General features: G+C 74.5%; 12 protein-coding genes and 1 tRNA gene. 10 read left to right on the top strand and 3 right to left on the bottom strand.

Annotated features, from left to right (window positions below; genetic code table 11):
* The first annotated feature begins 18 nt into the window (after positions 1–18).
* The 6 genes from glp to ACFVHB_RS03110 all read left to right on the top strand — a co-directional run bounded on the left by glp (position 19) and on the right by ACFVHB_RS03110 (position 4,663).
* Positions 19–1,413 (top strand): gephyrin-like molybdotransferase Glp, encoded by a 1,395-nt coding sequence (gene glp, locus ACFVHB_RS03085; RefSeq protein WP_380314494.1) that lies wholly within the window; start codon positions 19–21, stop codon positions 1,411–1,413.
* A 190-nt stretch (positions 1,414–1,603) separates the two neighbouring features.
* Entirely contained in the window at positions 1,604–2,044 is a 441-nt protein-coding gene (gene moaC, locus ACFVHB_RS03090) for a cyclic pyranopterin monophosphate synthase MoaC (protein WP_380314514.1), read from the top strand.
* 73 nt (positions 2,045–2,117) lie between these two features.
* On the top strand, positions 2,118–2,621 hold the full coding sequence (locus ACFVHB_RS03095; protein ID WP_380314495.1) for a molybdenum cofactor biosynthesis protein B: 504 nt from the start codon (positions 2,118–2,120) through the stop codon (positions 2,619–2,621).
* Positions 2,618–3,244, top strand: coding sequence for a GNAT family N-acetyltransferase (locus ACFVHB_RS03100; RefSeq protein WP_380314515.1), 627 nt, complete (start codon positions 2,618–2,620; stop codon positions 3,242–3,244). Before ACFVHB_RS03095 ends, ACFVHB_RS03100 begins: the two co-directional genes overlap by 4 nt.
* Positions 3,245–3,394: 150 nt before the next feature.
* A complete protein-coding gene (glpR, locus tag ACFVHB_RS03105; protein WP_380314496.1) occupies positions 3,395–4,507 on the top strand; it encodes a gephyrin-like molybdotransferase receptor GlpR in 1,113 nt (370 codons plus the stop codon).
* An 82-nt stretch (positions 4,508–4,589) separates the two neighbouring features.
* Positions 4,590–4,663 (top strand) — tRNA-Ala (locus ACFVHB_RS03110).
* 135 nt (positions 4,664–4,798) lie between these two features.
* On the opposite strand, the gene ACFVHB_RS03115 is transcribed toward ACFVHB_RS03110, so the two are convergent.
* From ACFVHB_RS03115 to ACFVHB_RS03125, 3 genes are all read right to left on the bottom strand, one after another.
* Positions 4,799–5,233: a universal stress protein gene (locus tag ACFVHB_RS03115; protein ID WP_380314497.1), complete on the bottom strand. Its 435-nt coding sequence runs from the start codon at positions 5,231–5,233 to the stop codon at positions 4,799–4,801.
* 100 nt (positions 5,234–5,333) lie between these two features.
* Complete coding sequence (locus ACFVHB_RS03120) at positions 5,334–6,224, bottom strand: peptidase (RefSeq protein ID WP_380314498.1); 891 nt, start codon at positions 6,222–6,224, stop codon at positions 5,334–5,336.
* Positions 6,225–6,226: 2 nt separating this feature from the next.
* Positions 6,227–7,546: a VWA domain-containing protein gene (locus ACFVHB_RS03125; RefSeq protein WP_380314499.1), complete on the bottom strand. Its 1,320-nt coding sequence runs from the start codon at positions 7,544–7,546 to the stop codon at positions 6,227–6,229.
* A 299-nt stretch (positions 7,547–7,845) separates the two neighbouring features.
* Here ACFVHB_RS03125 and ACFVHB_RS03130 point away from each other — a divergent pair, with 299 nt between their 5' ends.
* From ACFVHB_RS03130 to ACFVHB_RS03145, 4 genes are all read left to right on the top strand, one after another.
* A complete protein-coding gene (locus tag ACFVHB_RS03130; protein WP_380314500.1) occupies positions 7,846–9,195 on the top strand; it encodes an FtsW/RodA/SpoVE family cell cycle protein in 1,350 nt (449 codons plus the stop codon).
* The gene (locus ACFVHB_RS03135; protein WP_380314501.1) at positions 9,195–10,703 is read left to right on the top strand and encodes a penicillin-binding transpeptidase domain-containing protein; all 1,509 of its coding nucleotides are present in this window, start codon (positions 9,195–9,197) and stop codon (positions 10,701–10,703) included. The genes ACFVHB_RS03130 and ACFVHB_RS03135 overlap by 1 nt, the downstream gene beginning before the upstream one ends.
* A 262-nt stretch (positions 10,704–10,965) precedes the next feature.
* Positions 10,966–12,477, top strand: a complete 1,512-nt coding sequence (locus tag ACFVHB_RS03140) for an amino acid permease (RefSeq protein ID WP_380314502.1) — start codon at positions 10,966–10,968, stop codon at positions 12,475–12,477.
* Positions 12,478–12,820: 343 nt separating this feature from the next.
* A partial coding sequence (locus ACFVHB_RS03145) for a glycosyltransferase 87 family protein (protein ID WP_380314503.1) occupies positions 12,821–13,934 on the top strand: 1,114 nt, incomplete at its 3' end.

Consider the following 13,934-nt stretch of genomic DNA (forward strand, 5'->3'; position numbering starts at 1 on the left):
CCGAGAGCGAGAGCGCCGATGACCGGGTCCACGGAGAGCAACCCCACCCCCGCCGCCTGCTGCGGGGGATCCGCGGACCCGGCACCGGCCGCTCGCCCGGCGGCCGGTTCGGCCACGGACGCACCGGCCGGCCCGCGCTCCTGGACCGTCGACGAGCACCTCGCCGACGTCCTGGCCGCCGTCGGCCCGCTGCCCGCGATCGAGCTCCGGCTGCTGGACGCCCAGGACTGCCGGCTGGACGAGGACGTGCTCGCCGACGGCGACCTGCCGCCCTTCGACAACAGCTCGATGGACGGCTACGCCCTCCGCACCGCCGACACCGTCGGCGCCACCGCCCAGTACCCGTCGGTGCTCGCCGTGGTCGGCGACATCGCCGCCGGCGCCGGCGACCTGCCCAAGGTCGGCCCCGGCCAGGCCGCCCGGATCATGACCGGCGCCCCCGTCCCGCCCGGCGCCCAGGCCGTCGCCCCGGTCGAGTGGACCGACGGCGGCAGCGGCAGCGGACGGGCCGCCGACGCGATGTCCGCCCCCGTCGAGGACGAGGAGGTCCGGGTCCTGCGCCCGGTCTCCGAGGGCGCCCACATCCGCCGCCGCGGCAGCGACGTCGCCGCCGGCTCGCGGGTCCTGGAGGCCGGCACCCGGCTCGGCCCCACTCAGCTCGGCCTGCTCGCCGCGATCGGCCGCGCCACCGTCAAGGTCCGCCCGCGCCCGCGGGTGGTGGTCCTCTCCACCGGCAGCGAGCTGGTCCAGCCCGGCGAGCCGGTCGGCCCCGGCCAGATCGCCGACTCCAACAGCTTCACCCTCACCGCCGCCGCCCGGGACGCCGGTGCCATCGCCTACCGGGTCGGCGGCGTGCCCGACGACGCGGCGCGGCTGCGCGCCGTCCTGGAGGACCAGCTCGGCCGCGCCGACCTGATCGTCACCAGCGGCGGCGTCAGCGTCGGCGCGTACGACGTGGTCAAGGAGGTCTTCGAGTCCTACGGCGGGGTCGACTTCCGCCGGCTGCGGATGCAGCCCGGCAAGCCGCAGGGCTTCGGCCGGATCGGCGCCGGGGCGGCCGGGCCCGGCGGCGCCGGGGTGCCGCTGCTGGCCCTGCCCGGCAACCCGGTCAGCGCCTACATCTCCTTCGAGCTGTTCGTCCGCCCGGTGATCCGCACCATGCTCGGCGCCGCCGACGTCCACCGCCCCGTGGTCCGGGCGCTCTGCCCGGCGGCGCTGCGCTCGCCCGCCGGACGGCGGCAGTTCCTGCGCGGCCGCTACGACGCGGCGGCCGGCGTGGTCGAGCCGGTCGGCGGCGCCGGGTCCCACCTGGTCGGCGCGCTGGCCCGGGCGGACTGCCTGATCACCGTCCCCGAGGACGTCACCGAGCTGCCCGCCGGCAGCGAGGTGGACGTCGTCCTGCTCGGCGGCTGACCGGACGGCACGGCCGCCGCGCCCGGCGGTGCGGCGGGCCGTCTCGCGGACGCGGCCCGTCCCACGCCACGGCCGGAACGGGGGGTACGGTAGCGCGGTATTCGACCTGCGCGCCCCCCTGGAGCACCCCGTGACCACCTCACCACCCGGCGACCGCCTCACCCACGTCGACGACCAGGGCGCGGCCCGGATGGTCGACGTCTCCGAGAAGGCCACCACCGCGCGCACCGCCGTCGCGACCGGCCGGGTCCGGGTCTCGCCGCGCGTGGTCGAGCTGCTGCGCGGCGAGGGCGTGCCCAAGGGCGACGCGCTCGCCGTCGCCCGGATCGCCGGGATCATGGGTGCCAAGAAGACCCCGGACCTGATCCCGCTCTGCCACCCGATCGCGGTCTCCGGGGTCAAGGTCGACCTCGCGGTCGCCGACGAGGCGGTCGAGATCACCGCCACCGTGAAGACCGCCGACCGCACCGGCGTCGAGATGGAGGCGCTCACCGCCGTCGCGGTGGCCGGGCTCACCGTGATCGACATGGTCAAGGCGGTCGACAAGGGCGCCACCATCGAGGCCGTCCGGGTGCTCAGCAAGACCGGCGGCAAGAGCGGTGACTGGTTCGCGCCGGAGGCCTCCGAGTGAGCGAGCGGAGCGAGCTCACCATCGAGAGGTGCGGGTTGCGCGCAGCGCCTGCCGAGCGCAGCGAGGTGGGCGCATGAGGGCGCTTGCCGTGACGGTGTCCAACCGCGCCTCGGCGGGCGTCTACGAGGACAAGGGCGGCCCGCTGCTGGTCGCCGGCCTGCGGGCGATGGGCTTCACCGCCGACGGCCCCCGGGTCGTCCCGGACGGCGAACCGGTGGAGGCGGTCCTGCGGGAGGCCGTCGCGGCCGGCTACGACGTGGTGCTCACCACCGGCGGCACCGGCATCTCGCCGATGGACCTCACCCCCGAGATGACCGCGCGGGTCATCGACCGGCAGATCCCGGGCATCGCCGAGGCCATCAGGGCGTACGGCCGCGAGAAGGTCCCCACCTCCGCCCTCTCCCGCGGGCTGGCCGGGCTCGCCGGACGTACCCTGATCGTCAACCTGCCGGGATCGACCGGCGGCGTCAAGGACGGCCTGGCCGTCCTGGAGCCGCTGCTCGCCCACGCCGTCGACCAGCTCGGCGGCGGGGACCACCCCCGGCCCGACGCGGCTGACTCCGGGAGAGCGCACTGAACGCCGGCTGGCCGGTAGAGCTCCATGAGGGGGACGTCACGCTGCGCCCGATCCGGGGCCGTGACCAGCGCGACTGGCAGGAGGTCAGCCGGCGCAACCGGGACTGGCTGCGCCGCTGGGAGGCGACCGTGCCGCCCGGTCCGGCGGGCCAGAGCACGGGCCCGCGCCCGACCTACCGGCAGATGGTCCGCTTCCTGCGCGGCGAGGCCTCGGCCGGGCGGATGCTGCCCTTCGTCGTGCTCTACAAGGGCCAATTGGTGGGGCAGCTGACCGTCGGCGGGATCACCTGGGGGTCGATGTGCTCGGCGAACGTCGGGTACTGGATCGACGAGGCGGTGGCCGGCCGGGGCATCATGCCGACCGCGGTGGCGCTTTCGGTGGACCACTGTTTCCGCACGCTCGGGCTGCACCGGATCGAGGTGTGCATCCGCCCGGAGAACGGGCCGAGCCGGCGGGTGGTGGAAAAGCTCGGGTTCCGTTCGGAGGGAATGCGGCCGCGCTATCTGCACATCGACGGCGACTGGCGGGACCACCTGGTGTACGCGCTCACCGCCGAGGAGGTCCCGGAGGGGATGCTGGAGCGCTGGCGGGCGCTCAGTTCCGGGCGCGGCCCCGGTAATTGAATACATGTTCGAAAGAAATATCGATATGGCATCGGCGCGGCGACGGACGGGCACAAATGCCGGCAAAATAGTCGGAGAATCAGCTTGATCACACGACACGCCGTGCCAAATTGCTGCCAGGCCTTCCCCGCCGCCCGTACGGTGTGAAACGTGAGCAGTAGCGGCCTTATCTACGCCGTCATCGTAGGGGCCTGGGCCGCCTATCTCGTGCCGATGTGGCTCCGCAGGCAGGACGAGCTCAACGAGGCACGTCCGACGGAACGCTTCAGCACCGCCATCCGCCTGCTGGCCGGGCGTTCGGCGCTGGAGCGGCGGGCATCCCGGGCCCTGGGCGACGAACCGCGTGACGACGAGCAGGACAGCGACGGCCCTCCCGGACGGGACGGGGCCGCCTCCGGCGACCCCGCGACCGGCGTGGGCGAGCGCCTCGACGACGGCGCCGGGGACCCCGGAGGGTCCGGGGACACCCGGGGTGCCGGGGACTCCGGGGACTCCGGGGATTCCGGGGAGGCCGCCGAGGGCGGTCCCGCGGGGGAGCGGGAGCCCGGCCACCGGGCGGACCGTCCGGGCGAGCACCCGGCGGACGACTCCGCCGAGCGCCGGGCCGGGGCCGAGCGCCGGGCGCGGCTGCTGGCCCGGCGGCGCCGGATGGTCAGCGTCCTCTTCCTGGCGTTCGCGCTCGGCGCGGTCGTCGCGGCGGTGGCCGGCCTGGCCTTCCTCTGGGTCCCGGCGGTGCCGGCGGTCCTCCTCACCCTCTACATCGGTCACCTGCGCAAGCTGGAGCGCCAGCGGTACGAGGTGAAGCTGGACCGGGCCCGGGCCGCCCAGGCGGCCGAGCGGCTGCGCAGGCGCGAGCAGCAGCGCACCGAGGCCCGGCCGGCCGGGCAGCCGGCCGCGGACGCCCCCGAGGAGCCCGTGCCCGGCCGGCCGCACCTGCGGCTCGCCGGCGACCCGGCCCCGGCGGCCGACCCGGCCGGTGCCGCCTCGGCCTCCGCGGTGGCGGAGGCGACCGAGCACGAGGAGTGGGTCGACGGCATGCGCGAGCGCGGTGCGGCCGGCCCGGACTCCTGGGAGCCCGTCCCCGTCCCGCTGCCGACCTACGTCACCGCCCCGGTGGCCCCCCGGGTCACCCGCGGCCTCGACCTGTCGGCCCCCGGCACGTGGACCGCCGGCCGCCCCACCGAGGCCCGCACCACGCCGCTCTTCGACCAGTACGCCGAGCCGTCCGCCCCCGAGGCCCGGCCGCGCGCCGCCAACGAATGACCGGGACCACCCCCCGACCAGCACCGCATCCCGGGGGGTGGTCACAACCCCCCTCCGAAAGGTGCTAGAGTTTCTTCTCGTTGGGGCTGTGGCGCAGTCCGGTAGCGCACCTCGTTCGCATCGAGGGGGTCAGGGGTTCGAATCCCCTCAGCTCCACCCAACAGGAAGTCCCGCCCGGTCGTCAGACCGGGCGGGACTTCTGCGTTGTGGGGGTCCGTGCGGGAGGGCGTGCCGGACGGGGGGTCAGGCGGTCTGGGCGGGGGGTCGGTTCGGGCGGTGTGACGATGATCACTAACGGACCACGATCACGGTGCACGGGGCGTGGTGGACGCAGTAGTGCGTGGTGGTGCCGAGCGGGGCGCCGGGCGGGGCGGCGCGGCCGCGGCTGCCGAGGACGAGGGCGGCGGCGCCCTCGGCGGCGGTGACCAGGGCGGGGCCCGGCGGGCCGGCCTTGAGGTGGCGGCGGACGGCGGGGGCCGTGGCGGAGAGGGCGGCGGCGAGGGTCTCGTCGAGGATGCGGGCGGCGCAGCGCTCCGGCTCGAAGCCGTCCAGGGCGGGCGGGACGAGGCCGTGCTCGCCGTGCAGCGGGGGGAACTCCCAGACGGTCACCGCTTCGAGCGGGCTGTCGCTGGCGGCGGCCAGCCGGGCGGCCCAGCGGACGGCGGCGGCGGAGAGCGGGGAGCCGTCCACGCCGACGACGATCCTGCCGTCCGGCTGCGAGGCCATGGTTCGAGGGTAGGCCGGGTGCACGGCGGCGGCCAGACGGGCCGAGGGCCCGGTCGGAGCGGGTGCTCCGGCCGGGCCCTCGGGGGTGGGGCGGGGTCCGTCAGGGCTGGCCGGAGCCCGCGTACGGGCCCGGCTGCGGGGCGCCGGCCTGCGGGGGCACGGAGCCGTAGCGGGCCGGGCGCCGGCCGCGCGGGTGCCGGGTGAGGGTGTAGCCCGCGACGCCGGCCAGGGCGGCCAGGGCGCCGCCGGCGAGGGTCCAGAACCAGCGGCTGTTCCAGCCGGAGAACCAGCCGGTGTACCAGTGCTCCTCGGGCTCCTCGGGGGCGGCCGCCTTGGCGGTGGCGTCGCCGCCACCGGCCGGCGGGACCAGCGGGGCCTTGAGCTCGCCGCCCTCCGGCTGGGCGTTGTCCGCGTCGCCCTTGGCGGTGACGTGCAGCTGGACGGAGGCGGCGAGGCCGAGGTCGGGCTGCGGGACGTCGGAGACCGAGAGCCGGACGTAGTAGGTGCCGGGCAGCGGGTCGCCGGACCACGGCTCGGCCCAGGAGCGGACCTCGCGCAGGGTGCAGCTGAGCGCGAGCGACGGGGCGCCGGGCTCGGCGGTCGCGTTCTGGGTGCCGGCGGTGCAGGACTGGCGGCGGCGCAGCCCGTCGAACACCTCGACGCTCCAGGTCTGCGGGCCGTGCCGGTCGGCCGCGGGGGCCAGGTTGACGGTCAGGCCGACCGTCGGGGTCTGGCCCTCGGAGGCGCCGAACGCCCAGTACAGGTAGTCGCCGGTGGACGCGGCGACGTTGGCGTCCTGGTGGGGGGCGAGGTTGATCGCGGTGAGGAAGGACGTCCCGGCCTTGGTGGCCGGGGCGGGGGTGCCGCTGGAGCTCGGCGTGGGGGACGGCGAGGCGGCGGAGGCGGCCGGGGCCGCGACCGCCAGGGCGGGCAGCAGGGCGAGCGCGGTGAGCGCGCCGCGGAGGAGGTTGCGGTTCGTCGAGGTGCGCATGGTCAGTTCTCCCGCCAGACAGCGATCCGCCAGCGTGCGATCCAGCCGAAGACGAGGCCGGTGAGCAGGCCGGCCAGGGTGAGCACCAGCAGCAGGATCCAGCCGCGGCCGAGACCCATCGCCGGGCCGTCCGGGGCGGGCGAGGCGGCGGTGAGGTCGACGGTCAGCTCCAGCGGCAGGCCGGGTTCGGCCTGGACGCCGGGCTGGGCGGCCAGCGAGTTGCTGACGACCAGGCAGACGGTGGTCTCCGGCTTGCCGCTCGCGGACGCGGACGGCGTCGCGGTGGCGTAGCCCTTGGAGTCGTCGGTGGACCAGCGCAGGCCGGTGGAGATCACGTCGGTCCGGCCGCTGCCGGCGTCGGTGCCGCGGACCAGTTCCTGGCCGGTGGTGCTGGTGGCCTGGAGCAGTACGCCGTAGTCGCGGGCGACGGCCCGGTCGAGTGCGACGCTGACCGAGGCGCGCAGTTCCTGTCCGGCCTTGACCGGGACGCGGTAGACGCGGTGCTCGGAGAACTTCTCGCGGTCGCTGTAGACGCCGGGGGTGAGGACCGGCGCGTTCTCGCACTTGTCGGTGCCCGCGGTCTTCACGGGGGTCACCGTGTAGGTGTCGTTGGAGCGGTCGACCAGCTGCTTCACCTTGTCGGTGAGCTGTTCCTGGGTGCGGACGTCGGTGTAGGTGCCGCCGGTGGCGTTGGCGATGCAGAGCAGCTGCTGGCGGGTCTTGTCGTCGTGGGCCAGGCCCAGGGTGTCGATCACCAGGTGGATGCCCTGGGCGGCGAGCTCGCGGGCCACGTCGCAGGGGTCCGGCGGGGCGCAGGAGTCCTCGCCGTCGGTGATCAGCACCACCCGGCGGGTGGTCTCGCCCTTGCCGAGGTCCTGGGCGGCGCCGCGCAGGGCCAGGCCGATCGGGGTCCAGCCGGTCGGGCGCAGGGTGGCGACGGCGGTCTTGGCCTCGGTCTTGTTGGTCTTGCCGACCGGGAAGAGCTGCTTGGTGTCCTGGCAGCCCTGGGCCTTGTCGTCGCCGGGGTAGTTGGCGCCGAGGGTGCGGATGCCGAACTCGGTCTCCGCGGGCAGGGCGTCGATCACCTCGTTCAGTGACTGCTGGGCCACCGCGATGCGGCTCTTGCCCTGGATGTCGGTGGCGCGCATGGAGCCGCTGACATCGAGCACGAGGTCGACCCGTGGGGCTTCCTTGCCGGCGGCGGCGCCGGCTGATGGTTCGTCGGCATGGGCGGGCAGGCCGCTGAGCAGCGCACCGCCTGTTATCGCCAGGGCGGCCAGCAGGCTGCCGAGCCTGGCCTTCGGTCGTCGTCCGGTAATCACCCGCCGATCCTAGGGATCATCAGTTCGCCGTGGCCAACGTGGTCCGGTGCGCGAACGACCGGGCTCCGGCGTGAACTCCCGGGCGCCGGTGGACGATCGGGTGCGGGGCTCCGCGGCGGGCTCCGGCGGGCTCCGGTCGGCGCCCGGTCGATGCCGGACACACCGGGCGAAAGAGGCCGGGGCGGCGGATAGTGCTCGTTAGGGTGACGAACGGGGCACGGGCGCCGCCGTCCCGGCGTCGCCGCGGCGCGCACCCCGGGGCCCCACCACCACCGCAGTCAGGACACCCAGGACGGTCCGTGGCGACATCCTCCGCCGTGCCGGGAGCCGCCGGCCGGCCGCGCCGGCCGGTGCCCACCCGGCGCAACACCGAGCTCGTACTGGTGCTGGCCGCCGTGCTGATCGCCGTCCTCGGCTACGCCGAGGTCGGGGTCAACCTCGACGGCACGGTGCCGGCCGACGCGGGCGAGTACGGCGCCGCGCTGGGCGTGCTCGCCCTGCTGGCGCACGCGGTGGTCCGCTGGAGGGCGCCGTACGCCGATCCGCTGCCGCTGCCGATCGGCGTGCTGCTCAACGGGATCGGCCTGGTCGTCATCTACCGCCTGGACCGGGCGACGCCGGGCAGCGGCGCGGCGCCCGCCCAGTTGCTCTGGTCGACGCTCGGGGTGGGCCTGTTCATCGCGGTCGTCCTGCTGGTGCGCGACCACCGGCGGCTGCAGCGCTACGCGTACCTCGGGGCGCTGGTGGCGCTGGTGCTGCTGGTGCTGCCGGTGCTCTTCCCGCCGGTGTACGGCTCGCGGATCTGGGTCACCGTCGGCTCGCTGTCCTTCCAGCCGGGGGAGTTCGCCAAGATCCTGCTGGCGGTCTTCTTCGCCGCCTACCTGGCGGTGCACCGGGACGCGCTGGCGCTGACCGGCCGCCGGGTGCTCGGGTTCCGGCTGCCGCCCGGGCGGGTGCTCGGGCCGGTCCTGCTGGTCTGGGCCGCCTTCGTCGGCGTGCTCGTCCTGGAGACCGACCTCGGCACCTCGCTGCTGTTCTTCGGGCTGTTCGTGGTGATGCTCTACGTGGCCACCGCGCGCAGCGGCTGGGTCGCGATCGGGCTGGTGCTGGCCGCGGTGGCGGCGGTCGGGGTCGGCCGGCTCTCGCCGCACGTGCGCGGCCGGGTGGACGACTGGCTGGACCCGCTGGGTTCGATCGCGGCCGGCCGGGGAGCCAACCAGATCGCCCAGTCGCTGTTCGCCTTCGCCTGGGGAGGTGAGCTGGGTGCCGGGCTGGGCAACGGGCACTCCGTGCTGATCGGCTTCGCCGCCAAGTCCGACTTCATCCTCGCCACCATCGGCGAGGAGCTGGGCCTGACCGGGCTGATGGCGGTCTTCCTGCTGTACGCGCTGCTGGTCTCCCGGGGTTTCCGGACGGGCATCGCGCTGCCCGACCCGTTCGGGCGGCTGCTGGCGATCGGGCTGGCGGCGATCGTCGGCCTGCAGGTGTTCGTGGTGGCCGGCGGGGTGCTGGACCTCATCCCGCTGACCGGGATGACCCTGCCGTTCGTCGCTCAGGGCGGCTCCTCGGTGGTCACCAACTGGATCATCGTGGCGCTGCTGGTCAGGATGAGTGACCTGGCCCGCCGGCCCGCGCCCGGGGAGGGCTGATGGCGCCCGGCCGCGGCGGGGGCGGCGGGCCGCAGGGCCTGCCCGGGATCTCGGTCACCGGCCGCCGGGCCGGCACCTTCTGCCTGCTGCTGATCGCGGCGCTCTGCGTCCAGGCGACCCGGGTACAGGTGTTCCGGGCCGAGGAGCTGAACCACAACGAGGCGAACCAGCGGCTCACCATCGAGCGGTACGCGCGGCCGCGCGGCGACATCCGGGTCGGGGCCGACAGCGTCACCGGTTCCGAGCCGACCGGCGGCCGGTACGACTACAAGCGCACGTACACCGACGGTCCGTTGTACGCGGCCGTCACCGGCTACGCCTCGCAGGCGTACGGGAACACCCAGCTGGAGGGGACCGAGGACGCCCTGCTCTCCGGCACGGACAGCCGGCTGGCGACCTGGCCGGTCCGGGACGCCGTGGCCCGCCGACGGAATCCCGGCGGCGACGTGCGCACCACCATCGACCGGGCCGCCCAGCAGGCCGCGATGCGCGGGCTGGGGAACCAGCGGGGCGCGGTCGCCGCGATCGAGCCGGCCACCGGCCGGATCCTGGCGCTGGCCAGCACCCCCTCGTACGACCCGGGGAGCTTCGCGGGCTCCTCGGCCGCGGACCAGGAGGCCTGGAACCGGTTGCAGGCCGACCCCGACCAGCCGATGCTCAACCGGGCGCTGCGCCAGACCTACCCGCCCGGCTCGACCTTCAAGGTCGTCACCGCGGCGGCCGCGCTGCAGAGCGGCGTGGTGACCGACCCCGACGCGCCGACCGGTGCGCCGTACCCGTACGTGCTGCCGGGGACCACCACGCCACTGGTCAACGACACCCCGGCCTGTGACGAGCCGGGGCTGTCGTTGGACGCCGCGATGGTCCACAGCTGCAACAGCGTCATGGGCTACCTCGGGGTCCGGGTGGGGCTGGAGAACATGGTGGCGATGGCGGAGGCGTTCGGCTTCAACGATCAGGAGCTGGACGTGCCGGTGCGGCCGGCCCGCTCGAACTTCGACACCGCGATGGACGAGTCCCAGCTGGCGCTCTCCTCGATCGGCCAGTTCGACACCGCGGCCACCCCGCTGGTGATGGCGATGGTCGCGGCCGGGGTCGCCAACGACGGCACGGTGATGCGTCCACAGCTTGTGGACGAGCTGACGAAGGACGACGGGACCACCGTGCGGTCGGTGCGGCCCGCCGTCTACCGGCGGGCGATGAGCCCGGCGGTGGCCGGGCAGGTGCGGGAGATGATGACGGACGCGGTGGAGAACGGCACCGGGCGGGCGGCCCGGATCGCCGGCGCGGTGGTCGGCGGCAAGACCGGCACCGCCCAGCACGGCGTGGACAACGCCGGCACGCCGTACGCGTGGTTCATCGCCTGGGCGAGGCCCGAGGGGTCGGACGCGGTGCCGCCGGTCGCGGTCGCCGTGGTGATCGCGGACGGTGACGCCACCGACGTCACCGGTGGCGCGCTGGCCGCTCCGGTCGCCCGCTCGGTGATGGCCGCCGTCCTCGGCGGGTGAGGTGACCGGCGCTCGCCGGCCGTGGCGGCGCTGACCTGCGGCTTAGCCGCTCCGAGGAAGATCCGCCGTCTGCGAAGTGTCCGGTTTGTACAGGCCGATGTGACAATTCGTACAATGCGTGCGGATCGACTGTTCGTTTGCGACACTGGTGCCTTCGCGGGGTACTGTCCCATGTTTGTTCGGTTGGTCCCTGATGACACCCCACGTTTCAAAGGTGGACCTGCCGCTAGGACACCCTCCCTCGCCTAGAAGGACCCCCGTTTTGGCCAGCAACACCCTCGGCGCGCGCCTGCTGCGGCGCAAGCCCGTCGCCACCCTGATCGCCGAGAGCGAGGGCAAGGACGCCCTCCCCGCCGGCGCGCCCGAGGAGGGCGGACGCTCCGGCATCCACCTGCGCCGCTCGATCGGCCTCTGGCAGCTCTCCTCGATCGGCATCGGCGCCACCATCGGCACCGGCATCTTCTTCGTGCTGAACTCCGCGGTGCCGTCGGCCGGCCCGGCCGTGATCATCTCCTTCGTGATCGCCGCGGTCACCGCCGGTCTCACCGCGCTCTGCTACGCCGAGATGGCCTCCGCGATCCCGGTCTCCGGCTCCTCGTACTCGTACGCCTACGCCACCCTCGGCGAGGGCGTCGCCTTCGCGGTCGGCATCTGCCTGCTGATGGAGTACGGCGTCTCGGCCTCCGCGATCGCGGTGAGCTGGGCCGAGTACCTGAACAAGTTCTTCGACCTGGCCTTCGGGTTCCAGATCCCGGAGCGGTTCGCCGGCGCGCCCGACGCCACCCACTGGTTCAACCTGCCGGCGCTGCTGCTGGTCGCGATGGTCTGCGTCCTGCTGGTCCGCGGCGTCAGCGAGTCGGTGAAGGTCAACGCGGCCATGGTCGGCATCAAGATCCTCATCCTGCTGCTCTTCATCGGCGTCGCCCTGACCGGCTTCCACTCCGGCAACCTGACCCCGTTCATGCCGCTCGGCATCGGCGGCGTCCAGGTCGCGGCGTCCAGCATCTTCTTCTCGTTCATCGGCCTGGACGCCGTGTCCACCGCCGGTGAGGAGGTCAAGAACCCGCGCCGCACCCTGCCGCTGGCGATCATCATCTCGCTGGTCGTGGTCACCCTGCTGTACATCCTGGTGGCCCTGGCCGGCATCGGCGCCCAGCCCTGGGAGAAGTTCGACGGCCAGGAGGCCGGCCTCGCCCAGATCCTGCAGGACATCACCGGCCAGAGCTGGCCGGCGATGGTCTTCGCGATCGGCGCGATCATCTCGATCTTCTCGATCACCCTCGTGGTGATCTACGGCCAGACCCGCATCCTGTACTCGATGGGCCGCGACGGCATGCTGCCCAAGCGCTTCGCCCAGCTCTCGCCCCGCACCGGCACCCCGATCTGGAACACCATCGTGGTCGGCGTCGGCGTCGGCGCGCTGGCGGCCTTCATCCCGCTGGAGAAGCTGGCCGACATCACCAGCCTCGGCACCCTGATCGCCTTCTCGGTGGTCTCCATCGGCGTGATCGTCCTGCGCCGCACCCAGCCCGACCTGCCGCGCGGCTTCAAGGTGCCCGGCTACCCGGTCGTCCCGGTGCTCAGCGTCGCCTTCTGCGTCTACCTGATCACCGGCCTGCACGCCGACACCTTCGAGGCCGGTGGGGTCGCGCTGGTGATCGCCCTGGCCGTCTACTTCGGCTACAGCATCAAGCACTCCAAGCTGGAGAGCGCGGAGCAGCCGGCGGAGGCCGGCGCCGCCGTCGACAGCACGGCCGACAGCAAGCTCGGCTGAGCCGCCGGAAGCAGCAGAGGGGCCGCCGAGCGATGACCGGATCCCGGCGGCCCCGCCCGTGTCCGGAGACACTCCCCGGGACGGGATGGCGACACGACACCGCCCCCACCAATAACCTTCCACCATGGTGAGCACCCGCACGCCCGGCTTCTCCCGCCCGCGCGGCCGCTTCACCGGCCGTACCAGAGCGCCGGACCCCGCCGCACCCACGGCGCCGACGGCGACGACGGACAGGCCCGCGCGCCTGCGCCGAGGCCTCGGACCCCGGCCGTTCCCCCGTCAGCGTGGTGAGAACACGTTTCCGCCCACGCCCGATCGGCTGAATCCGGCCGGGCTCGCCTCGATGCGCCGCGTCCAGTTGCTCGGCTGCCTGATCGCGGCCGGCTGGGCGGCCGCCTTCCCCCTGGTCTCCGACCTCCCCAACCAACGGCTCTGGGGCGCCGTCGCCGCCCCCGCGTACGCCCTCGCGGGCCTGTTCTGCCTCGTCCTGCCGCGCCGGTTCGCCGCCCGCGCCGGAGCCGGGGCCGCCCTGCTGGGCGCCGTCCTCGTACCGCTCGCCATCCTGGCCCTGGAGGGCCGACACCAGTCCGAGGTGATGGTGGTGGAGCGCTCGGCGCACCTGCTGCTCACCACCGGCAGCCCGTACCTGCCGAACCCGGTGGTCGTCACCGACTACAACCCGTACCTGCCGGCCATGACCCTGTTCGGGATGCCGCGCGCCCTGGTGGGCAGCGGCAACCCGGTGTCCCAGGTGGTCGGGGACGCCCGGATCTGGTTCGCGCTGACCTTCCTGGCCTGTCTGCTGGCCAGCTGGCGCCTGCTGCGGCCGACCCTGGACCGCGCCCCGCTGCTGCCGCTGACCGTCCTCACCGCCTCGCCGCTGATAGCGCTCGCGCTGGTGGTCGGCGGGGTGGACCTGCCGCTGATCGGGGTCTGCTGCCTGGCCATGGCACTCGCCGAACGCGACCGCACCATCGGCGCCGGGCTGGTCCTGGCGCTGGCCTGCACGCTGAAGTGGACGGCCTGGCCGGCGCTGCCGGTGGCCGTCCTGCTGCTCTGGCGGCTGTACGGGCGGCGGCCGGCCGCCCGGGCCGGGCTGACCGCGCTCGGCGCCGGCCTGGCGGTGATCGTGCCCGCGGCGGTGGCCCGGGCGGACGCGCTGCGGGAACAGGTGGTGCGGTTCCCGCTGGGGCTGACCGCGATCCACACGCCGGCCGGCAGCCCGCTGCCCGGCAAGGTCCTGGCCGGCTTCGGGCCCACCGGGCACACCGTGTCGCTGGCGCTGATGACGGTGGGCGGGCTGGGGGTGGCGATCTGGCTGCTGGCCCGGCCGCCGGTCTCCGCGATCGCCGCCGCCGACCTGCTCGCGGCCGGGCTGGCGATCGCGTTCATGCTGGCGCCGGCCGGGCGGTTCGGGTACCTGGCGCTGCCGGTGGTGCTGGTGATATGGCCCCGGC

It is taken from the genome of Kitasatospora sp. NPDC127111 (assembly GCF_042677465.1).
GTDB lineage: Bacteria > Actinomycetota > Actinomycetes > Streptomycetales > Streptomycetaceae > Kitasatospora.